The organism is Ruegeria sp. HKCCD6426, assembly GCF_057221115.1.
The window spans coordinates 369,553-391,858 of record NZ_JBWVBF010000004.1 but is presented as its reverse complement, the minus strand read 5'-3'; the positions used below and the strand labels follow the sequence as shown (position 1 = coordinate 391,858).

At 54.6% G+C, this 22,306-nt stretch carries 18 protein-coding genes and 1 pseudogene; 12 read left to right on the top strand and 7 right to left on the bottom strand.

Annotation, left to right across the window (positions count from 1 at the left end; genetic code table 11):
- Positions 1 to 9 precede the first annotated feature (9 nt).
- From AC2TDA_RS14670 to AC2TDA_RS14655, 4 genes are all read right to left on the bottom strand, one after another.
- Entirely contained in the window at positions 10 to 840 is an 831-nt protein-coding gene (locus AC2TDA_RS14670; RefSeq protein ID WP_480849224.1) for a carbohydrate ABC transporter permease, read from the bottom strand.
- 13 nt (positions 841 to 853) lie between these two features.
- Positions 854 to 1,720, bottom strand: a complete 867-nt coding sequence (locus tag AC2TDA_RS14665) for a carbohydrate ABC transporter permease (RefSeq protein WP_480849222.1) — start codon at positions 1,718 to 1,720, stop codon at positions 854 to 856.
- A 107-nt stretch (positions 1,721 to 1,827) separates the two neighbouring features.
- The gene (locus tag AC2TDA_RS14660; protein WP_480877126.1) at positions 1,828 to 3,129 is read right to left on the bottom strand and encodes an ABC transporter substrate-binding protein; all 1,302 of its coding nucleotides are present in this window, start codon (positions 3,127 to 3,129) and stop codon (positions 1,828 to 1,830) included.
- 93 nt (positions 3,130 to 3,222) lie between these two features.
- Positions 3,223 to 4,248 (bottom strand): LacI family DNA-binding transcriptional regulator, encoded by a 1,026-nt coding sequence (locus AC2TDA_RS14655; RefSeq protein WP_480878088.1) that lies wholly within the window; start codon positions 4,246 to 4,248, stop codon positions 3,223 to 3,225.
- A 127-nt stretch (positions 4,249 to 4,375) separates the two neighbouring features.
- Here AC2TDA_RS14655 and xylB point away from each other — a divergent pair, with 127 nt between their 5' ends.
- Entirely contained in the window at positions 4,376 to 5,806 is a 1,431-nt protein-coding gene (xylB, locus tag AC2TDA_RS14650) for a xylulokinase (RefSeq protein WP_480877124.1), read from the top strand.
- 59 nt (positions 5,807 to 5,865) lie between these two features.
- Here the strand turns inward: xylB and AC2TDA_RS14645 are convergent, their stop codons facing one another.
- Positions 5,866 to 6,507, bottom strand: coding sequence for a TetR/AcrR family transcriptional regulator (locus AC2TDA_RS14645; protein WP_480849215.1), 642 nt, complete (start codon positions 6,505 to 6,507; stop codon positions 5,866 to 5,868).
- Positions 6,508 to 6,663: 156 nt separating this feature from the next.
- Between AC2TDA_RS14645 and AC2TDA_RS14640 the strand changes: the two genes are divergently transcribed.
- Together AC2TDA_RS14640 and AC2TDA_RS14635 are read left to right on the top strand one after the other, a co-directional pair.
- Complete coding sequence (locus AC2TDA_RS14640) at positions 6,664 to 8,076, top strand: aminotransferase (protein ID WP_480877122.1); 1,413 nt, start codon at positions 6,664 to 6,666, stop codon at positions 8,074 to 8,076.
- Between the two features lie 197 nt (positions 8,077 to 8,273).
- Positions 8,274 to 9,029: an SDR family oxidoreductase gene (locus AC2TDA_RS14635; protein WP_480849325.1), complete on the top strand. Its 756-nt coding sequence runs from the start codon at positions 8,274 to 8,276 to the stop codon at positions 9,027 to 9,029.
- Between the two features lie 269 nt (positions 9,030 to 9,298).
- On the opposite strand, the gene AC2TDA_RS14630 is transcribed toward AC2TDA_RS14635, so the two are convergent.
- Positions 9,299 to 10,951, bottom strand: a complete 1,653-nt coding sequence (locus tag AC2TDA_RS14630) for an ABC transporter substrate-binding protein (protein WP_480877119.1) — start codon at positions 10,949 to 10,951, stop codon at positions 9,299 to 9,301.
- Between the two features lie 98 nt (positions 10,952 to 11,049).
- Between AC2TDA_RS14630 and AC2TDA_RS14625 the strand changes: the two are divergent.
- Positions 11,050 to 11,256, top strand: a pseudogene (locus AC2TDA_RS14625) (helix-turn-helix domain-containing protein); the annotation flags it as partial.
- A 51-nt stretch (positions 11,257 to 11,307) separates the two neighbouring features.
- Positions 11,308 to 11,982: a LysR substrate-binding domain-containing protein gene (locus AC2TDA_RS14620; protein ID WP_480878086.1), complete on the top strand. Its 675-nt coding sequence runs from the start codon at positions 11,308 to 11,310 to the stop codon at positions 11,980 to 11,982.
- Positions 11,983 to 12,155: 173 nt separating this feature from the next.
- Here AC2TDA_RS14620 and AC2TDA_RS14615 read toward each other — a convergent pair whose 3' ends face one another.
- Positions 12,156 to 13,118, bottom strand: coding sequence for a LysR family transcriptional regulator (locus AC2TDA_RS14615; protein ID WP_480877117.1), 963 nt, complete (start codon positions 13,116 to 13,118; stop codon positions 12,156 to 12,158).
- A gap of 129 nt (positions 13,119 to 13,247) precedes the next feature.
- Between AC2TDA_RS14615 and AC2TDA_RS14610 the strand changes: the two genes are divergently transcribed.
- From AC2TDA_RS14610 to ehuR, 7 genes are all read left to right on the top strand, one after another.
- Positions 13,248 to 14,255, top strand: a complete 1,008-nt coding sequence (locus tag AC2TDA_RS14610; RefSeq protein ID WP_480849208.1) for a TAXI family TRAP transporter solute-binding subunit — start codon at positions 13,248 to 13,250, stop codon at positions 14,253 to 14,255.
- An 80-nt stretch (positions 14,256 to 14,335) separates the two neighbouring features.
- Positions 14,336 to 16,549 (top strand): TRAP transporter permease, encoded by a 2,214-nt coding sequence (locus AC2TDA_RS14605; protein ID WP_480877114.1) that lies wholly within the window; start codon positions 14,336 to 14,338, stop codon positions 16,547 to 16,549.
- A gap of 4 nt (positions 16,550 to 16,553) precedes the next feature.
- A complete protein-coding gene (locus tag AC2TDA_RS14600) occupies positions 16,554 to 17,792 on the top strand; it encodes an NAD(P)/FAD-dependent oxidoreductase (protein WP_480877111.1) in 1,239 nt (412 codons plus the stop codon).
- A 36-nt stretch (positions 17,793 to 17,828) separates the two neighbouring features.
- On the top strand, positions 17,829 to 18,569 hold the full coding sequence (locus AC2TDA_RS14595) for an aspartate/glutamate racemase family protein (protein WP_480849203.1): 741 nt from the start codon (positions 17,829 to 17,831) through the stop codon (positions 18,567 to 18,569).
- Between the two features lie 225 nt (positions 18,570 to 18,794).
- On the top strand, positions 18,795 to 19,424 hold the full coding sequence (locus tag AC2TDA_RS14590) for a hypothetical protein (RefSeq protein WP_480877108.1): 630 nt from the start codon (positions 18,795 to 18,797) through the stop codon (positions 19,422 to 19,424).
- 61 nt (positions 19,425 to 19,485) lie between these two features.
- Positions 19,486 to 20,451 carry a D-cysteine desulfhydrase family protein gene (locus AC2TDA_RS14585; protein WP_480877106.1) on the top strand — a complete coding sequence of 322 codons (966 nt, stop codon included), beginning with the start codon at positions 19,486 to 19,488 and terminating at the stop codon, positions 20,449 to 20,451.
- A gap of 363 nt (positions 20,452 to 20,814) precedes the next feature.
- On the top strand, positions 20,815 to 22,209 hold the full coding sequence (gene ehuR / locus AC2TDA_RS14580; protein WP_480877103.1) for a MocR-like ectoine utilization transcription factor EhuR: 1,395 nt from the start codon (positions 20,815 to 20,817) through the stop codon (positions 22,207 to 22,209).
- The last annotated feature ends 97 nt before the right edge of the window (positions 22,210 to 22,306 follow it).

Sequence of the window (22,306 nt, the reverse complement as noted above, 5' to 3'; positions counted from 1 at the left end):
GAGTGCTCCTTATTTCACAGCGCCGAAGGTGAGGCCGCGGACAAGTTGTTTCTGGCTGAACCAGCCAAGGATCAGGATAGGTGCGATCGCCATAGTCGAGGCCGCGCTGAGCTTGGCAAAGAACAGGCCTTCAGGGCTGGAATAGCTGGCGATGAAGGCAGTCAGCGGGGCCGCGTCGACGGCGGTTAGATTGAGGGTCCAGAACGCCTCGTTCCAGGCCAGGATAAAGTTCAGTAGAACGGTCGAGGCGATGCCGGGCACAGCCATGGGCGTCAGAATATAGAGGATTTCCTCTTTTAGCGTTGCCCCGTCCATTCGCGCGGCTTCCAGGATTTCACCAGGAATTTCGCGGAAGTAGGTGTAGAGCATCCAGACGATGATCGGCAGGTTAATCAGCATCAGCACCACGACCAGCCCGCCACGAGTGTCCAGCAGACCCAAACGGATGAACAGCAGGTAGATCGGATAAAGTACGCCGACCGCAGGCAGCATCTTAGTGGACAGCATCCACAGCAGGATGTCTTTGGTGCGTTTTGAAGGCACGAAGGCCATCGCCCATGCTGCTGGTACTGCAATGATCACGCCCAGGATAGTCGACCCGCCCGCGATGATGACCGAATTCCAAAGGAACCGCATATAATCCGAGCGTTCCTGTACAATGGCGTAGTTTTCCAGCGTCCAATCGAAGTTAAGGAACAGCGGCGGGCTTGCTATCGCCTGCGCCTCGGTCTTGAAGCTGGTCAGGATGGTCCAGAGGATCGGAAAGAAGATCAGCAGGCCGACTGCCCAGGCGAGGGCGGTGTTGAGCGATTTGCGTTGTGTCGTGACGGTGCGGGCCATGGTTTTCGTCTCCTCACGCGTCCAGGTTTTTGCCGACGATGCGCATCAGGAAGATCGCAACGATGTTGGCAAGGATGATTGCGTAGACACCTCCGGCTGATCCAAGGCCGACGTTCTGGCTTTCCAAGACACGCTGGAAGATCAGGTAGGTGAGTGTGCGGGTGCCGAATGCGCCGCCAGTGGTCACAAAAATCTCGGCGAAGATCGACAGCAGAAAGATTGTTTGGATAAGGATCACGATTGTGATCGCGCGACCCAGATGTGGCAGAATAATATAGTAGAACCGTTTCAACGGCGGCGCGCCGTCCATCTCGGCCGCTTCCAGCTGCTCGCTATCCAGCGACTGAAACGCTGTCAGCAGGATCAGCGTCGCAAAAGGCAGCCACTGCCACGAGACGATCATGACAATTGAGGTCATCGAGGCCTCGGACAGCCATGAAATCGGCTCTGCTCCGAAGAACCGCCACAGATGAGCCAGAAGCCCGTTCACAGGGTCCATGAACATGTTCTTCCAGACCAGAGCAGAGACTGTCGGCATGACAAAGAACGGGGCGATCACGAGGATGCGAACAACGCCCTGTCCCCACATTGGCTGATCCAGCAGCATCGCCAGCAGGATGCCGAGAATAACAGTGATCACCAGCACTCCGCCAACGATCACAAGAGTTGCCTGAACCGCGGGCCAGAACGAGCTGGACGATACGAACCGGACGTAGTTGTCGAACCCGACCCAGCCCAGATCACCGCCACGCAGAGGCAGGTATTTCTTGAAGGAGAAGTACAGCGTCATCGTGAGCGGTACGAGCATCCAGCCAAGTAGAAGGACCACAGCGGGTGCCATCATCAGGCGTGCTACGGATCGGGATTGTTGAGTTGCCATGACGCAAGACCTCTCTGTTCAGGCGCATACCAGCCTGCGAGAAAAACGCGAGTTGTGGAAGTAGGGAGCGGGGGACAGAACCCTGCCCACCCGCCGGGGAGTGTGCCTCAGTAGCCTGCGGCTTCCATTTCTTCAGTAGTGAAGGCCTGCGCTTTTTCCAGCGCTTCTTCAACTGATTGTTGTCCGGCATAGACTGCCGAAAACTCTTGGCTAACCTGCGTGGCAATGCCCGCAAATTCCGGGATAGCAGCGAACTGGATGCCGACATATGGTACCGGTTTGACCGTCGGGTTGTTCGGGTCTGCCGACAGGATCGAGTCCAGTGTCATCTTAGCGAACGGAACCTTCTGATACTCAGGGTTCTCATAAAGCGAGGTGCGCGCGCCCGGAGGGACGTTAGCCCATCCTTCGGTTTCGGCGACCAATTCGATGTAGTCTTTGGATGTAGCCCATTCGATGAACTGCTTGGCAGCATCTTCCTGCTGAGTACCCGCCGGCACAGCCAGCGCCCAGGCCCAGAGCCAGTTGGACCGCTTGCCCAGACCTGTATCCGGCGCCAGCGCAAATCCAACCTGATCTGCCACAGTCGAGTCCGTTGGATTGGTTACGAAGGATGCCGCAACCGTCGCGTCGATCCACATACCGCACTTGCCCTGTTGGAACAGCGACAGGTTTTCATTGAATCCGTTGGTGGCGTAACCGGCAGGGCCGGATTCATTCATCATTTCGACGTAGAAGTTCAGCGTGTCTGCCCATTCCGGTTGGTCGAACTGAGGTTTCCACTCTTCATCGAACCAACGCGCGCCAAAGGAGTTGGACATCGCAGTAATGAACGCGCCGCCTTCGCCCCAACCGGCCTTGCCACGCAGGCAGATACCGTTGATGTCGGCGTCGCGATCGGTCATGGCGGCTGCCGCTTCTTTGATGAACTCCCATGAAGGAGCATCAGGCATCTCAAGGCCCGCCTTTTCCATCAGATCCTTGCGGTACATGATCATCGAGCTTTCGCCGTAGAAAGGCGCCGCATAAAGCGTACCCTCGTGGCTCAGACCGCCCGCCATAGCGGGCAGGATGTCACCAACGTCATACTCGTCGGACAGGCCATCGAGAGGGACCAGCCATCCATTCGCACCCCAGATTGGGGTCTCGTACATGCCGATCGTCATGATGTCGAACTGACCGCCCTTGGTGGTGATGTCGGTCGTCACGCGCTGACGCAGCACGTTTTCTTCGAGCGTCACCCATTCTACGTCGATGCCGGTCGCTTCGGTAAATTTATCAGTATAGCCCTGCATCCGGATCATGTCGCCGTTGTTCACGGTGGCGATGGTGATGGATTGTGCATGGGCTGCTGCCGTTGCGACGAATGTTAGTGCAGTCGCCGCACGAAGTGTGTTCTTCAGATACATCCCTGTCCTCCCTGAGCTTGGATGTCGTACAGAGAGAGTAGTGCGAAAATTGTCGCGACGTCAATAAAAACTTTACGCGCGTTAAATTTTAGGTCACGCAGAATCCCTCAAAACGAGCCGCGCGGGAAACAGAGTTTCTGTTCGCTCATTAATTTGTCCCCCACTTTCAATGAGTTCAAAGAGAGTTTCTACACTTCGGCCCGCAACGTTATCATAGTCGTGTGCAGCCGTTGTCAAAGATGGGCACGTGAACTTAGAGAACGGATGATCGTCGTTGGATGCGACACGCAACGAGCAATCTTCCTTCCGTCCGACCCGAATCCCCTGTTTGTAACACGCAGCCAGGAAGCCGATTGCAAGGCGGTCATTGCTGCATAAAACAGAATCCGTTCTCAGTATTCCCTCTTCCAGAACCTTTGTTGCGCCTTGACAGCCGATCTCCTCGAAGGCCCAGCCTTCGCCGTCAACCTTGATGACATGGGGTTCGAACCCCAGACGTTCCATCACTTCGATATAGGCTTTGCGGCGTTTATTGGCATTTGGGTTGGCAGGTGTGCGCATCTCAAAAAACGATGGTGGCTCGCCGGTTCGCGTCATGTATTCGACGGTCTGCGAAACAAAGCTGAAGTTGTCAGAGCCGATAAAGGCGGCCCCTAATCCTTCGAGGTTGCTGTCGAACAAAACAGTCGGAACATTCTCGCAGAATTTTTCGATTTGAGCCCGATCTGACGGTCGCCCCAGGGGGGCCAGCAGCACGCCAGCGGGCTTCATTGACCTGAGACTTTCCAAGATCTCATTTTCCAGTTTGGGCTCGCCGTGTGAACTGAACAGAGTTGGACGATAACCAGCAGCGATACAGCTTTGTTCCAGATACCTGGCAATTTCGGCAAAGAACGGATCGGCAAGGTAGGGCACAACGATCCCGATATTCTTGGTCAGCTTCCTGTTTTGGTTTACCGCATAAATGTTAGGTCGGTAGTCAAACCGCTCTAGCGCTTCTTCGATGCGAGCGCGTGTTGTGGCGCGAACACTATCCGGGTCCTGAAAGTACTTGGAGACCGTCGGGCGGGAGATGCCGCTGACAGCAGCGAACTCCTCCATATTCTTAATTTTTGTCATTCTCTCTAACCTTCGGGCAAGCGTCGTCACGATCTTACGCTTCTTTACATATTCTTTGCGCGCGGTAAAAATCAATAGCTGGACCCTTGTCGCTTTGATCTCGCAAGACTACAGATTTGATATGTATGTGGGGATTGATATCGGCACGTCGGCGGTCAAAGTCGTCTGCTCGGACGGGTTGAAAATCCAAGCCGCAGCCTCTGTTGAACTAACAACAACCTCACTCAAACCGGGTTGGTCAGAGCAACACCCCGACATTTGGTGGCACGCAACTTGCGTGGCAATGCGTCAGCTGGGTGAAAGGGCTAATCTTTCGGACGTGAAGGCCATCGGCCTTTCCGGCCAGATGCATGGCGCTGTCCTGATCGATCGAGAGCAGCGTCCCATCAGACCGGCAATTCTCTGGAACGACAGCCGGGCCGCGCACGAGTGCGACCAACTGCGTGGCGCGATACCCGAGATCGGCCAAATAGCAGGCGTACCCCCACTTCCAGGCTTTACCGCACCGAAGGTTATGTGGCTGAAGCGTCACGAGCCGGAAAGCTATCGACACATTGCCCACATCTTGCTGCCGAAAGATTACGTCGGCCTGCGTCTTCACGGAGAAGCAGCGACTGACACTTCTGACGCTGCCGGGACCTTGTGGTTGGATCAAGCCTCGCGAAATTGGAATGCCGAGATTGCAGAGGCCTCTGGCGTTTCCCTGAACTGGCTGCCGCCGGTGTTCGTTGGTCATGAGGTCGTCGGGAGGGTAACCGCCCAAGCCTCGGAGGAAACCGGATTGAAGATCGGTGTGCCGGTTGTCGCGGGGGGTGGGGATGCTGCGACCGGCGCAGTGTCTCTTGGCGTGACTGATCCGGGGCGAGGGTTCGTATCTCTTGGCACTTCAGGTCAGCTTTTTGTCGCGGACCGCACTTACCGGCCCAATCCGGATCGCTACGTGCATGCGTTTGCGCACACGCTGCCTGACCGGTGGTACCAAATGGCAGCGATGCTGAATGGCGCCAGGCCCATTTCGTGGATTGGTGGGCAATTTGAAATGTCCGCCGCCGAGGTGGTTGCCTTGGCGGAAACAGTCGGCAGTGATCGTGTTCCAATATTCCTCCCCTATCTAACGGGAGAGCGCAGCCCTCATGGTGACCCGCACATTCGAGCGTGTTTCTTTGGCCTTGAGGATTCGACCACTCGGGCGGAAATCTGTCGCTCCGTAGTGGAAGCTGTCGCATTCTGCTTTGCCGACGCAGCCGATAGTTTTGGCGACACCCTTGCCCTGCAATCCGAGCTGGCCGCGATTGGCGGCGGGAGCCGATCGGACCTGTTGCTTCGCCTGATTGCAACTGTGACATCCAAGGCCATCGTTCGTAGCGATGGGGCAGACTCGGGCCCGGCGTTGGGGGCGGCAAAACTTGCGGCATGCCGGGATGGCGCTTTAAGCATTGGCGATCTGGCGGTGCGGCCTCCTACAGACGATCGATTTGAACCTGAAGATAAGACTGCATTGTTTGATCGACTCCAAAAGTTCCGTTCACTGTACAAATCGGTCAGTACCATGGGGTAGGACTGGCCTCCGGTCGAAAATCCGGTGTCAATGCCGTCAGGTATGATAGGCGCCATTTATCAAAAATACCTCGGGAAAAACGCCCGCGCAGTAATGGCGCAAATTTCCACAGCTGCTTGTCGATCAAACGTGTCGGGATGGGCATGGAAGTCTGTCCAGAGACCCTCCAGCAATGACATTAGTGCCATGGCGACTTTCTCGTAATCCTCGGTGGTTTCGCCTGCCTCACATAAAATACGGCAGCATTCCCGAACGTGTTCGTGTAAGGCGGTCCCTCGGGTCTCCACGTAACCGGAGCCGAGTTTTCGAAGCTCTGGTTCGGCGCGAAATGCAAATGTCAGTCTTGCATTTCGCTCGTTCAGCACGTCTTCCGAAAAATCGGTCTCAAACAGCGCTTTCAACTGAGCTGCCGCATCCGCAGGGGAATCTACGTCCTCAGCGGCTTTGTCAGTGAAGCTCTGCCAAGCCGTGTCGTATCGCCGGGAAAGGTGAGTGGCAAGTTCGCGAATCAAGTTGTCTTTGGTTTGGAAATGCAGGTTGATCATTCCTCGCGATAGTCCGGATTCTTCCTGTATGCGGCTGATCGTTGTGCCGCTTACGCCATGCTTCAGGATTACATTGGCCGTAGCTTCCAATAGGACTTCCCGATGTAAGTCCTTGTCGATTTTCCGTTTTTTGACTGCATTCCCGCTGCTTGCCATCCATTGCACCTTTTCGACGTCAAACGTTCTGCTGCCGCTTGGGCGCGTTGCCAGTGTTTACAGCAAATCCCATCGACAATGAACGTTCATTCAACTATATCATAAATGTATGAACGTTCATTCATAGCGAATGCAACCCCCGGACAGAGGCTTGAGATGACTAAACTTGGCAATGACTTCGAAAACTTCAGAATCTGGGACAAGCAAAACTACTTCCACCCGTGGGAAGGGCTGGAAGTGCAGGGCGCTGATAAAGCGGCTCGGACATTTAGCGAATACGCTGAAGGCATCTATGTCTATGACGAGCACGGAAACAAGATGATCGACGGTCCGGGCGGCATGTGGTGCATGCAACTTGGCTATGGCAATGCTGAGATTGCCGACGCCATGGCAGATCAGGCCCGTAAGATGGCTTATTGTTCACCGTTCTCCGAGGCGACTTCGGTCAGTGCAGCCCTTGCGCATTCGATTGCCGAACGAGCACCGGGTGACTTAAACCGTGTTTATTTCACAACCGGTGGCTCGACGGCCGTCGATACTGCAATCCGCTTCGTTCATTTTCGCAACAACTTGCTGGGAAAGCCTACCAAAAAAAGGATCATTACCCGCGCGCATGCCTACCACGGCGGCACGTATCTGGCGGCATCGTTGAGCGGTAAGCCAAGCGAGCGCCAGTGGTTGGATACGGATCAATCCACTCCGTATTTTCTGCCCGACGTAAACCCCTTCCACAGGCCTTCAGGCCAAAGCATCAAAGCCTTTCTCGAAGAGAAGGTAGCGGATCTGGAGAATGCCATTTTGGAATTGGGACCAGATAATGTCGCCGCATTCATAGCCGAGCCTGTGCTGGGGTCAGGCGGAGTAATTGTGCCGCCGGACGGCTACCATAAGCGCTGTCTTGAAACCTGCCGCAAATATGATGTGCTTTATATCTCGGACGAGGTGGTCACCGGCTTTGGACGTCTGGGTCATTGGTTTGCATCGGAAGAGGTGTTCGGCATCGTGCCCGACATCATTACATGCGCCAAGGGTTTGACTTCGGGTTATGCGCCAATGGGCGCTGCGGTTTTCTCTGATCGGTTGTTCCATGACATTGAGGGCGAAATTTCCAAGGACGTCTATTTCACCAGCGGTTACACGTATTCGGGCCATCCGGTTTGCGCTGCGGCTGGCCTCAAGAACATCGAAATATTCGAACGGGATGGCATTCTGGAGAATACGCGAAAAAATATCCCTCACTTTCAGAAGCGGCTGCATCAGCTGCGGGATATTCCGCTTATAGCGGACGTTCGCGGCATAGGGCTTGTGGGTTGTATCGAATGTTCGCTTACTAGCGCCGGCGAGGCGAACCCGAAGGTCGACGCTACAATCGGCGCGCAGATCGACGCCCGTTGCCAGGAACTGGGCCTCATGGTCCGTCCTTATGGCAACATGGCGATTTTTTCGCCGCCACTGGTGATCAATGAGAAGCAGATTGATGACTTGTTCGATCTGCTGACTGAAGGCGTGAACCGAGCAACTCAGGACTTGTTGGGGCAAGGGTTTGAACTGGAAGACGAAAGGTACTGAGTTGCCTGCCGACATTCATCCCGGTGAAGGCGACAGTTTAGCCAGCAAAGCAGGAATTTCGGATCGGGATTGAAATTTCCCTCCGACCCGGTTCTTGCGCTTTTAATAGCGTGAGTTCAGCAAGCGCAGGAAACGGGTCGCTTCACTCTCACTTTGTTCACAAGCTGAATGGCATGCAATTAGTGAAAGGCATGACCATGGAACTTAAAGGTAAAACGATAATCGTCACCGGCGCGAGCAGTGGAATTGGCGCAGCAGCAGCGCTGTTGTTTGCGGCAGAAGGGGCTAATCTGGTTCTGGGAGCACGTCGCGAAACCGAATTGTTCAACCTCGTTGGGCAAATCACGCAAAGCAACGGAAATGCAGTTTGCGTCGCTGGCGATGTGACAGATAGTGCGTATGCGATGGAGCTTGTTGATTTGGCCGAACAGACTTTTGGTGGTCTTGATGGTGCCTTCAACAATGCTGGCATTGTGGGGGATATGGCGCCAGTTCCGGCTATGGAAGTAGAAAACTGGCAATCTGTTATTGCGACCAACCTCTCAAGTGCGTTCTTCGCAGCCAAGGCTCAACTTCCGGCACTGGAGAAACGTGGCGGCGGGTCGATCGTATTTACAGGAACGTTTGTCGGGTTCAGTAATGGCGGCATGCCCGGCATGGGCGCCTATGCTGCGTCCAAAGCGGGATTGATCGGCTTGGTGCAGTCCTTAGCCTCTGATCACGCGGCGCAGGGCATTCGAATTAGTACTGTTCTGCCAGGTGGTACCAAAACCAGATTGGCAGGTGACGATCCGGCAACGCACGAGTTCATTGCTGGGTTGCATCCTCTGAAGCGTATGGCAGAACCGAAAGAGATTGCGCAAGCAGCGATGTTCTTATTGTCGGACCGATCAAGCTTTGTAACGGGTTCGCCATTGGCCGTGGATGGAGGCATGGCGACCAGGCTGCTTTAAAAAGGCTTCCTAAGTTACCAGAGCGGCTCCGCGCATTAGGGGCCTCTCTCAAGTTTTCAGACTTGCCGGACTGGTCCGAGCGGTGCATCAGAAAGCTCAGAAAGCTGCGGAGGTATATTGATCTGTTACCGGCCAAGCAGAATGAAAGACCGATTCACAGCGACACTGGACCCTCAAGCCCCAATGAGGTGTTCGCGATGATCAATTTTCTGACCCTGTGGCTTGGCCCACCTAATGGAATATGGGCCAAAGCCTGAGTTTGACTTGGTCTACTGGGACTCAAGCGCCAGTTTGTGCACATGAATCTCATTTATCGGGTGGCTTTCGGCACCGATGACACCGGGACGGGAATGACGGTACAGCGACCGCCAATACGGTTGAATGATTGTTCCGTCATCCCGCATGAACTGCTCGATATTTTCCATATGACCACGTCGGGTTTCTGCATCGGCGATGGCGGACGCTGCTTCCAGCATCGCGTCGAAATCAGAGCTGGCCAAACCGGTTTCATTCCACGCTACGCCTGATTTATAGGCCAGCGTCAGCACCTGAACACCCAAGGGTCGGTGCCCCCAGTCGGTTGAGCTGAAGGGGTACTTGTTCCAGTCGTTCCAGAAGGTGTTCCCTGGCAGAACCGTGCGTTTGACGTTCAGCCCCGCATCACGCAGCTGGGCTGCCAATGCGTCGGTCGTGTTGCGGCGCCAGTCGTCGTCAATCGAGAATATCTCGTGCTCGTATTCGAGCATGCCGACTTCTTCCAGCAATGCCAGTGCGCCCTCGACATCCTTTTCTGGGGCTCCGATGTCGGCATATTCCGGGTGAATGGGACAAACGTGGTGGTTCTCACCCAGCGTCCCCCGATTGGCGTACCCGAGCTCAAGCAAAACTTCGTTGTCGCAGGCCATTGCCAGTGCACGGCGCACGCGTGCGTCGGCATAGGGCTTCACACCGTCGACCTCGGCGTCTCGATTTGTGCGCAGAACCATCGTGTTCGCCGAGACGGACTCGCTTTGGTTCCAGCCGATGCTTTCATAGATATCGACAAATTCACCGACTGTTTCATAGGTCATGTCGATTTCTTCGGCCTCTGCTGCCGCCAGATGTGCCGCACCGTCGGTTCCGTAATCAATGAACTCGATCCGGTCCAGATAGGCGCCTTCCCCCCACCATTCGTGGTCTGTGTTTTTTTCTAACACGACCTTTTCGCCAACCAGGTATTCAACAAGCTTGTAAGGTCCGGTGCCAACCGGATCGTTCGCTGGATCACCGGACCAGCCATCGGGAACGATGGCGGCGGGGTATTCGGTCACGGCCGGAATAATGGTGATATCTGGTCTCGTGAGTTTCAGTTTCAGCGTCAGATCATCGACAACTTCCAACGCACCCTCTGCCGGACCGTCCCCGGCTTCATTTTGCAAGGACCCCATACGCGCGGCCATGGAGTTGCCTTCCCAACTGCCGTCGCACCAACGCTTGAAGTTATACGCGACATCATTGGCCGTAAGCGTTCCGCGCCCGTCATTCCAGTTCACCCCCGGACGTACACGCAAAAGATATTCGGTCGCGTCATCGTTAACTTCCCAGCTTTCCAGAAGTCGCGGTTCGAACGTACCGTCAGCGTTGTATTGTACGAGATACTCCAGAAATCCCCGCACCACGTTACCAAGTTGCGGCCAGTTATATAGCGGCGGATCAAGCTGGGCGCGCACGACTTGCTGGATTCGAATTGTCCCTCCGGGCTGGATATTCGCGGCGGCTTGCGCCGGTTGCGCCAGACCAATCATCGAATAGGCGGCCGAAGCAGATATGCCGAGCGCTGTGGCGCGGGTCAGGAATTCGCGCCGACTGAGGGTGCCACTTGCCACTTCATCAGCATGCATATGTACCGCGGGGTGAATGATATCTTTGCGACTGTAGTTCATCAACTTCGGCTCCAATAATTCTCTCGCAAGGCTGCTTACGCGGCCCTTGCCGCAATTTTTGGTACAAATCTGATCCATTTTGCAGTAGTCGAGTGTTTATGGATGACATTAACAGGGTTAATACCAACCTCAGTCGCAACCTGGTGGCGCTTTATGCGTTTGAGTTGGTCGCTCACCACGGAAATTTCACGAGTGCCGGGGAAGCCCTGGGTCTGACACAATCCTCGGTCTCTCAAAGGATCAAGGGCTTGGAGATCGATCTTGGGGTTGTTCTGTTCAAGCGAGAGCATCGCGGCGTCTCTCTGACAAATGAGGGTCTCAGGCTTTTGAACGTGGTCCGGCCGGCAATGACGCAGATGGGCTACGCTGTCGGCAGTTTGATGGAACGCAAGTCAAAACCCCGGGTCCGGATATCAGCCGATTTCGCATTTTCAACCTTTTGGTTGCTGCCGCGTCTGACTTATCTGCGCGAAGAAATCGGCGACGAGATTGAAATTCAGATTCTGGCGTCCACCGTTCCACCGAGCTTTGATGACGAAGACTGTGATATCAAGATTCACGTTGCTCACAAAAGTCGGATGAACCGAGGCGACATATTGCTGTTGGAAGAGACTGTTGCTGCTGTTTGCAGTCCACAGCTATTAGAAAAAATAACGCCAATGCGGTCTTCCGCCGATCTTTTGGACGTTCAGCTTCTTAGTCTTTCAAAGCCTGCGGCAGCCGAGTGGCAAACTTGGCAAGGTTGGTTTGATAGCCTGGGAATTACGGGTGAAAGAAAGAAGAACTACATCAGTTTCAATAACTACGACATGATCACTCAAGCTGCTGTGGCCGGCGATGGCGTTGCCTTGGGCTGGATCGGGCTTATTGATGACCTGATACAAAAGGGAAGGCTGGTGACTGTTACGGATGACGTGGTTGTCAGCAACGCCGGATACATCATGTCAAGGGACCAAACCAATTTGGGCAGCGGTCCTCGTCAGGTATTTGAATGGATAGCCGATCAGGTTTTTGCGGCGCCTTCCGGCTAGCAATCATTGCCGTCTCAAGAGCATGGTTTGACATTGGGGACGATGCAGCACTGTTGGGAGGTTTCGAAAACCTGCTGGAAAAACGGCAAAAGACCGCATTTTGCGTGTGTCTTCGAAAAGGCATCAGGGATTGCGTCGACCAGAAAGAAGACCAAAATTGGTACACGGTGAAACTACTTAACGCTTTCGTCTGAAATCGCTTCAGCACCGGGGTTTGCATTGATTTCGCTTAACATCTTCAGAACTTCGACCTTCCACCCTGCCTTTATCTTCAGGGCCAGTTGTGAAGGTGGCCGATGGACAGGCACGAGGATCGCATATTCGTATCTGAGCGGCTCCTTGAAGGGCACGAAGACCACTCGGCCATTCGAAAGGTTCAGCTCCGCTTCGGTAGCAACAGTTAACGGATCAACGATGGTGCAACACTGTCCAGAACTGACAAACGGGATCAGCGGCAGAAAATACTGGCATGTGACGGTTGGATTGTAATTGGCTGACGCTTTTTGGAATTCCTGCCTGATCTTTCGCTGGAATGGGTGAGTGGCATACAAACCGCCCATCGGAATGCCGTCCAGATCAGAAATCGTGACACTCTTTTCCGCAGCCAGTCGGTGGTCACGGTCCACGGCGCAAAAACAATCTCCTCTGACAATCTCGGCTGAAAATTGAGGCTGTCTACCGGTCGCATGTTCGAAATCAGCAAATCCAAAGTCGATGTTCTGAGTACCTGCCAACTCCATGATCTGCGGTGAACTGCGTGTCGATAGTGTAATCCGTATATCCGGGTTTTCGCCAACCGACTCGCTGATAAAGCGGGGGAACAGAAAGGCAGATGGGCCAGGCATTGTGGCGATATTCAAACTACCCAAGTGACCTTTGAGCAAACCGTCCATCGTATTGGAAATCGTTGAAATCCGGTCCAATATTCCTGTTGTTTCGGCAAGCAGGTATTGGGCTTCGGGCACCGGTACCAGTCGCCGCCCTCGACGCTCGAACAGAGTCAGGCCCAAGCTTTTTTCAAGGTTCTTAATCGCCAGGCTGATCGCTGGTTGCGTACGATTCAACTTTTTTGCGGTCTGAGAGATGGAGCCGGTTTCCATCACCTCACGAAAAACGGTGAGCTGCGAAAGGTTCATTTTCTCTATATAAGGTAAACTTTAGTTTTGTGAAATATAACAAATTTGTTTTTATGAAAATTGCCTCTACGCTTGGGAGATCGAAATTCGGGCAAACCGAATCCAACGATTCCTAACTGGGAGATGACAATGAAACTCGTGAAATACCTTACTGGAATTGCCTTGGCCGGCGCGCTTGCGGCGCCTGCTCTGGCGCAGGACCCGACATTCTTTCGCATCGGCACAGGTGGCGCAGGCGGAACCTATTTCCCCATCGGCGGGACTATCGCTAACGGCATCTCGGCGCCTCCGGGATCGCGCCCCTGTGAAGAAGGCGGTCAGTGCGGCGTACCGGGTTTGATTGCAATTGCGCAATCAACCACCGCCTCAGTATTCAACAACGCAGCCGTTCAAAACGGCGAGTTGGAAGCTGGTCTTGCTGCAGCTGACGTTACCCGTTCTATGTATCTGGGGGAGGGGAAGTTCGACGGAAAACCTCATCCTAAGCTGCGTATCGTGGCAAATCTGTTCCCCGAAGACCTACATTTGGTGTTGCCCGCCGGATCAACGATCAACGATCTGAGCGACTTGGAAGGCAAGCGCGTTGGTATTGCGCAAGCAGGTTCGGGCACACAGGTTGCGGTTCTGCAAATGCTGGACGCCTGGGGCGTAAACCGTGACAACATGGATGAGGCGGAGTTGAACAACAGCCAAAGCGCCGAGCGCTTGGCGGATGGTCAGTTGGATGCGTATTTCTATGCTGCTGGTTGGCCGGTCGCCGCGATGGTTCAGTTGTCCTCGACCAAGGGCATGAACCTGCATTCCTTCTCGGACGATGACCTCGCCAAGATCAACGAGATCATTCCGGCATACATCCCCTCGGCCATTCCGGGCGGCGTTTATGAAGGCATTGATGCCGAGACCAAAACCCCTGCGGTCAGCGCTATGCTGGTGGTATCGTCGGATCTGTCGGATGATCTGGTCTATGAACTGACCAAAGCCTTGTGGAACGATAATACCCGCAAATTGCTGGATAACGGTCATGCCAAAGGTAAACAGATAACTTCGGATACTGCACTTGACGGTGTCGAAGCCCTTGGCGTTCCGCTGCACCCTGGCGCTGAGAAGTTCTACAAAGAAGCTGGTCTTCTTCAGTAGCCTGATCACAGCGCTACCTAAGCACTCGGTGCCCCAAAGGGGCACCGTATTCTCGAAACTTGCGAAATCAGGGGGCCATCATGTCCGATACTCCGAATCTTGATGACCACGAACTCACAGCCGAAGAATTGGCGGCTATCGAAGAACAGTTCGACGAAGGTGCCGCCGTCCGGCAGGTAACGCCGACAACCGGCAAGGTCCTGCGCGTTGTAGCCCTGATCTTTGCGTTCTACGAGTTCTTTACTGCGGGCTTCGGACTGCCAGCTGATCATTGGCACATGGGCATCTACCTGGCCCTGCTGTTCATTTTGGTTTACGCTACGATCCCGATTGTCGGAGCCAAAAGCCTTTATGCGCTCAAAGTCAGCCGATTCCGGATAGGCAACATCCCCCTTTACGATCTGGTCTTCATGGCGCTCGGCATCATTGCAGCGCTTTATGTCGGCCTCGCCTGGCGCGGCATTCCGTTTCTGGGCATCGAGGAACAGACGTTCCGAATGGGTAACCCGAACAGTTATGACGTGGTGCTGGGCGTTGTCATCATTCTGCTGGTGCTCGATATCGCGCGGAGAACATTGGGCTGGGTGCTGCCTCTGATCATTTGTGGGTTCATCTCCTATGCATTGCTCGGACCCTATTTCCCCGGCTTGCTGCAACATCCCGGCGTGAACTTCAAAACCTTCGTGTCTTCGATGTATTTCCCGCAGGAAGGCATTTATGGGGTCACGTTGTGGGTCGTCTCGACCATAGTCTTCCACTTTGTGCTGTTTGGCGTGATCGCGCAGCGCACGGGGCTAGGTCAGTTATTCATCGACAACGCAACCATCCTTGCCGGGCGCTATACAGGTGGGCCTGCGAAGGTATCGGTAGTATCCTCTGCCTTCTTCGGCACAATTTCCGGGTCATCGGTCGCAAACACCGTGTCGACTGGTGCGCTGACCATTCCGAACATGAAGCGGCTCGGGTATCCCGGCCACTTTGCGGGTGGCGTTGAGGCCGCGTCCTCAGCCGGCGGGCAGATAACGCCTCCGATCATGGGGGCAGCAGCCTTCATCATGGCAGAGTTCCTTGAGGTGCCCTATACGACTATTGTAATTGCGGCGATTTTCCCTGCTCTCCTGCACTATGTCGGCGTATTTGCAGTTGTGCACCTGATGGCGCGCAAGCTGAACCTGAAGGGTTTGGCTAAAGAGCAACTACCGCAACTTAAAGCCGTGTGGAGCGAAGGTTGGGCCAACATCGTGCCCCTGATCGGGCTGCTTGTCGTGCTGTTTACTGGCTATACGCCTTTCATGTCCGCATTCTGCGGCATCTCGCTGGCAGTGATTGCAGGAATGTCACGCCTGAAACAGCCACCAACGCTGATCTACGCCGCGGCGTTCCTGGCGTTTGTTTTGTGGAAGTTCTCAGATGGCGGGTTTGATCTGACTATGACAACCATTCTGTGCGCACTGTCGGTGGTTGCAACGCTGAACCCGCAGAAACGCATCGAAGTTCCCGAAATGCTTCAGGCGATCGAGTTGGGCGTGAAATACTCGCTGGCGGTCGGCGCTGCTGCCGCTGCCGTGGGCATTGTCGTCGGTGTGATCAACACGACCGGCATCGGGTTCCGTATCGGCTTCATGGTGACGCAGGGGGCGGGAAACCTGGCGTCGGATATGTATAACCTGTTGTCCTTTGACAGTTTCCAGCTGTTTGCGGTCGAAGACCTTCAACTGTTCATCTCGCTGGTCTTTATCGCAATCGTTTGTATCCTGATGGGTGCCGGTATCCCCACAACCGCGCTTTACATCATGCTGGTCTCTGTTGCACAGCCCGCGTTGGCACAACTGGGCGTACCGCCGATCGCAAGCCACTTGTTCGTGCTCTACTATGGTGTCGTGTCCGAAATTACGCCACCGGTCTGCACTTCGGCCTACGCGGCAGCGGCCATCGCAAACTCGAACCCATTCCGAACTGGATTGTCCGCCTTCACGCTGGGCTTGGGGAAAGTCATTGCCCCTATGGCATTTGTCTACGCTCCGGTTCTGCTGTTTGTGTCCTCGACCGGGTTCAATCTGTGGGAGTTCACCTATACTGCGACCAGCTGTATCGCAGGGGTCATTGCGTTGTCGGCGGCTGTGGTCGGGTACTGGCTGACACCCCTGAACGTGGCTTCGCGGATACTGATGGCCATCGCAGGGGTAATCTTCGTGGCGCCGACTTTGACCGCCGATTTGGTCGCATTGGTGGTCGCGTCGCCAGTGATCGTCACCCAGTTGCTCGCCCGCAACCGCAGCCATTCCACGGTCTGACAAGATGGCCGAACAAGTCACCATAATCGGCGCTGGTATCGTCGGCATCTGCTGTGCTTTGTCGTTGCAGGAACGCGGCATCCCGGTTCGGCTGGTCGACAAGGGGGAACCTGGTCAGGAAACGTCGTTCGGAAACGCGGGCGTCGTTTCACCGTGGTCGATTATTCCACAATCCTTGCCGGGCATTTGGAAAAAGCTGCCAGCAATGTTGCTGGACCCAAAAAGCGCCCTGTCGGTTCGGTTTTCCTTCTGGCCAAAAATGGTGCCGTGGGGGATGCGGTTTCTTGGGAATTCCCGTGAAAAGACCGTTCGCGAGATTGCGGACGCGATGGAGCTGTTATGCAGGCCGTCTATCGATTTATATCGCCGGCACCTGCAGGGTACAGGGCAAGAGAACCTGATCACCGACAGCTACTACGTTCACGCTTTTCGCCGACCTGAACAGGCCAATCTAGACGGGTTGGATTATCTTATCCGATTGGAAAAAGGCGGTCGGTTGGAGCGCATCGACGGCGACGAGCTGCAGCGCATAGAACCTGCTCTGACGCGTGAGTATAAAGCGGCGGTTCTGATCAAAGGGCAGGCGCGGATTACGTCACCGGGGCGGATTGGCGCGGTTCTGGCGGAAAAAGCGCGCAGTCAGGGTGCCGAGATCATAAGGACCGAGATTACTGGTTTGACCCGCGCAGAGGCCGTCGGTTGGCATCTGGCCACGCCCGGAGAAACACTCCACGCGGCCAATGTCGTTCTTGCAGCAGGCGTCTGGTCTGCGGACCTTCTCAAACCACTGGGCATTTCCGTTCCGCTGGTAGCAGAGCGCGGATACCATGTTGAATTCCCAACCCCGTCTGTCTGCTTGAACAATTCGATTATGGATGTGGATGCAAAGGTGGTCGCAAGTTCAATGCAAGATGGCCTCCGGGTCGCGGGAACGGCTGAATTCGCGAGTATTGACGCACCACCAGACCCCCGTAAGCAAGCGACCCTGACGGGGCAGGCAAAAGCAATGGTGCCGGACCTCGATACCAGTCAGGCACTATTTTGGATGGGGCGGCGCCCATCCTTTCCTGACAGCCTGCCAGCGATTGGGCAACTTGATGGGGAATCTGGCCTTTATAGCGCCTTTGGGCATTCGCACTACGGGTTAATGATGGCGCCAAAAACGGGGGAATTAGTGGCGGATCTTTTGTCTGGTCGCCACCTTAACATCAATCTGGACCAGTTTTCGCTGGCTCGGTTCTGAGCTTCATCGCGTTTACATCTGAAGGACTTGGGTAATATGCCGATATACAATGGCGGACAGAACATCTGCGGGGCATCGATTGGTGTGCTGTGTCTAGAGAGCTATTTTCCGAAACCCCCCGGACACATAAAGAACCCGTCGAGTCTGCCGTTTCCGGTTCTCTATGAAATGATTGATGGGGTCACGGTTCCTGCCTTGTTGAATAACCCCACGCCTGATCTGTTGGTGCCCTTTATCAAGGGGGCTCAACGATTGGAGGCTGAGGGCGTACGAGCCATCACCGGCAGTTGCGGTTTTCTGGCCTTGTTTCAAAAAGAGCTCGCGGCCGCCGTTTCCATTCCTGTTTTCGCGTCAAGCCTGATTCAGGTGCCCTTGGCCTATCACATGACCGGTGCCAGCGCGCCGGTTGGAATACTGACTGCCAACGCTGCTGCATTGACGTCTCGGCATTTTGAAGGTGTGGGCGCAGAAGGCATCCCGGTGGCGGTAAAAGGGCTGGAAGATACCAGTGAATTTGCCGATGTGATCCTGCGAAACACACGAACAAGGATGGATACAGACCTGATCGAAGCCGAAGTTCTGAACGCGGCTCGCAGCCTTAAGCGCGAAGCGCCGGAAATACGTTCTCTGGTTTTGGAGTGCACGGATTTGCCGCCTTATGCCGCGCGTATTCAGGAAGAGCTCAAACTGCCGGTTTTCGACCTTACAACTCTGGCGCAAATGGCTCATTCAGTTGCAACTCGAGCACCATATTCGGGGCTGATGCCCTGGGCTTAGCCTGTCGGCTTATCCGGGACGGATCATTGGCGCGTATTGAGAGTTGCCAATACAAGCTGGGCCAAAGCTTGCTTGATTGGACACTTTAGCCTTTGCCCGGTACGAACGTGCCAATGGGAGTTTGAATTGTTCGTAGAAATATCTATCCTTTTGATAGCCATCTGCCTGGGTGCAGTACTTCAGGTTGGAGTGGGAATAGGCTTCAGCATTGTTGCAGGTCCACCCATGATGATCTTACTGGGTACGGCGGCCGCGGTCCCTCTGTTGCTATTGTTAAATACAATTGTTTCAGCAGTCGCTACGGACAGTCGCATTCTGGCAGTCGAACGAAAAACGATTGGCACTGCAATCACCGGATGTTTGATCGGTGTGGTGCTTGGATTAGCCATCTACCCATTTTTAAGCGAGCCTTTCGTGTTGGCATTGACTGGGTGTCTTTTGCTGATTGGCCTGTTGACGACAATGATCCCGACGCATACCGCAATGGGAACCGCTGGTTTTACTGCCGTGTCAGGCTTATCCGGGTTGGCCACTGTCTGGGCCGCGACACCGGGGCCTCTCATGGTTTTCGGGCTGATTGCGAAAGGTCGAACTGCTCGGGATGTAGCCAAGCTGGTTCAACCCATAGCTCTTGTTGCTTACGGCGTCGCCTTTCTGCTGCATAGTTTCTCGGATTGGCAGTCTACTCAATTTGGACCGCAGGTTTGGGCCTTTGTTGGTGTCACAATGATCGGCAGCCTGTGCGGGCGTGCCGCCCGGGCATACCTGCCCCAATCTCTAATAAAATCCACAATACGCTTAATTTCACTTGTGGCTTGCTATGTTCTTTTCCAACGCGCCTTTGCGATGGCGTAATTCCAATGGGCGGACGATGACACGCATGGATTTGCTTTCCAAGTTTCCACGGGCTCAACTCATGTCGGGTATAACTCCGCTAGAGCGCTTAGACCGGATATCACAGGAGTTGCGAATTGATCTCTGGCTCAAACGTGATGACCTGACCGGACTAGGCTTTGGCGGCAACAAGACAAGGCAGCTTGAGTTTTATCTCGGCGATGCGCTTGCGAAGGGGGCCGACACCATACTGATCACGGGCGCTGTTCAATCCAACTTTGTACGCTCCGCGGCGGCAGCAGCAGCGGCCTTGGGCCTCAAGTCGGTCTTGCAGCTGGAAGAGCGCGTTCCGGATATGGGCAAAGATTATTACACGTCTGGCAATGTCCTGCTGGCCAAAATTCTGGGCGCCGAACACATGAGCTATCCTGTCGGCGAGGACGAAACCGGCGCGGATACCGCGCTACATGCGCGTGCGGATAAGTTGAGAGCGCAAGGCCGCAAGCCGTATGTCATACATCTGGGGCTAAATCACCCGCCGCTTGGCGCGCTGGGCTACGTTGAAGCAGGCCATGAGCTTTGCCAACAGATGCCGGATTTTGATGCTGTAGTCGTTCCATCCGGCAGCGGTGCGACCCACGCTGGATTGCTAACAGGGGTTAGGCTGTCAGGGGTTTCCGCTCCTGTGTTTGGCGTTTGCGTGCGTCGGAATCGTCAAATGCAACATGAACGGTTGAATGTTGTTTTGGAAAAACTGTCGGACCTGTTGAGCGTTGATCCGGCTTTGGTTCTGGGAGATATCAGTGTTTCAGACGGAGCATTGGGTCCGGGCTACGGTAAGTTGGGGCATAAGGCTCGGTCCGCATTGAAGATGATGGCTCGGAAAGAAGGTGTTTTCCTTGATCCTGTCTATAGCGCAAAGACTTTTGCGGGACTGCTGGATCTGGTTCGGGAAGGCCGTATCCAAACCGGTCAGAAAATAGTGATGATCCACACTGGTGGATTGCCTGCGTTGTTTGGATACCAAAGCGCGCTAGAAGATATCTAACGAACGAATGCCAAAGTCGTTTTGTTGGTCTGAGCCGCGAATTTGAAATCGACAATACTTGGTTATTCAATGCTGGGTTATAAGTGGTTCGAGTATTCCTATGAATCGCTGCGCCTCGCCTAGGCGAGGCAAGTAGCTATAGACCCTGAAGCGTCTTGCAGTTTAGGGAACTGGGTTGCCAGGACGGATGCTGCACTGGATGTCTGGCAATAATTGGTGGCAGTTGGTTCAAGCAAGGTGTTGCGGCGGTAATACGGCTCCAGTTCACCTCGCCAAGACGACGCGGCATCGGGTGAAAGTCGCGATTGACTGAAGTGTGTAATTCGTGTTGCGTGACTAAACCAATCAATTCTACAATGTAGCATGACAATTTGGTTTCCAAACCCCGACACGTTAACTTCGCCGTTACATGCCAGTCTGGCCCAGGCTATTGCTAAGGCTATTTCAGATGGGCGATTGCCAAAGGGTACGCAATTGCCGACGCACCGGAAGATGGCTGAGAAGCTGAACCTTAGCATCCATACGGTCAGTAAGGCCTATGACAGTCTGCGGCGGCAACGGCTGATTGATGGACAAGTCGGTCGTGGCAGTTATGTTCTGGATCCCGATACGGCCAATGACCAGCCTTTCAAACTGAGCTCGGACCGAGATGGCGGGTTTGATCTGTCGATTTCCCGTCCCGCTTTCTCGCAGGAACACGTTGATCGGTTTCAGCAAGTTCTGAAGGAACTGCCCGAAGGTTTGGACCCAAGCTATTTCCTGTCTTGTCGACCGAATGCAGGACACGATGCGCATCGCAAGGCCGGGGAGATTTGGCTAAGGCATTGTGGATTGGATGTCGGATCCGAGCGGATCATTATGACCAACGGGGTCAGTCACGGCATGTCGGCGGCACTATCTGCGCTGGCGCGCGCCGGGGACACGGTGGTGACTGGCAAGACGACCCATCATTTGTTGGTTTCTGGTTGTTCCTATTTTGGTCTGAACCTCGAAGGTCTGGATGTGGACGGCGAGGGCATTGTGCCAGGCGCCCTTGAGAAATTTTGCCGTGAGAATACAGCCAAAATATTGTTTCTGCTGCCATCTTTGGCAAATCCTACGGTGGAGATGATGTCAGAAGAACGCCGGAGAGCGATTGTCGAGATTGCGCGGCGGCACGACCTTCACATCATCGAAAATGATGCTTTCGGACCCGTGGCCGAGGATCGCCCAACACCTGTCGCTGCGCTCGCCCCCGAGCGTACGATTTACCTCACAACATTTACTAAATGCACAGTGTCGGGATTGCGTGCCGGATATATGGTTGCGCCCGAACATCTGCTTCCGGCTTTGACCGGTAGAATTGTCGTGTTTGGCTGGATGGCCACTCCGCTGATGTGCGAGATTGCAACGCGCTGGGTGCTGGACGGCACAGCGCTGGAGCTCGCAAAGTGGCAACGCAATGCGTTGAGAAAACGCTACGAAGTTGCCTGTGAGGCGCTGCGAGGTTTGCAATGGCGCGGCCATCCGTCAGCCCTGCATCTATGGTTGTCTTTGCCGGAAGGGTGGCGCACAGATGCATTCGTTCAATACGCTCGGCAGCTAAAAGTGTCTGTCTCACCAGACACGCCGTTCCTTACGCCAAAGACACCCTCGCAAAACGCTATAAGGATTTCTCTTGGAAGCATTCAGGACCCCGACCGTTTCCGGCAGGGGTTGGATTTGATTTCAAGCTTGGTGACTCAATCCGCCGAAGCGCTGGCGCCGCACGAATATTGATATTGTCACGCGACAATAAAAAAATTGACATGCAGTACAATTTTTCCCAATACCTGTCGCAGCGGCGTTCACAAGCCGACGTGACATGGAGGAAATC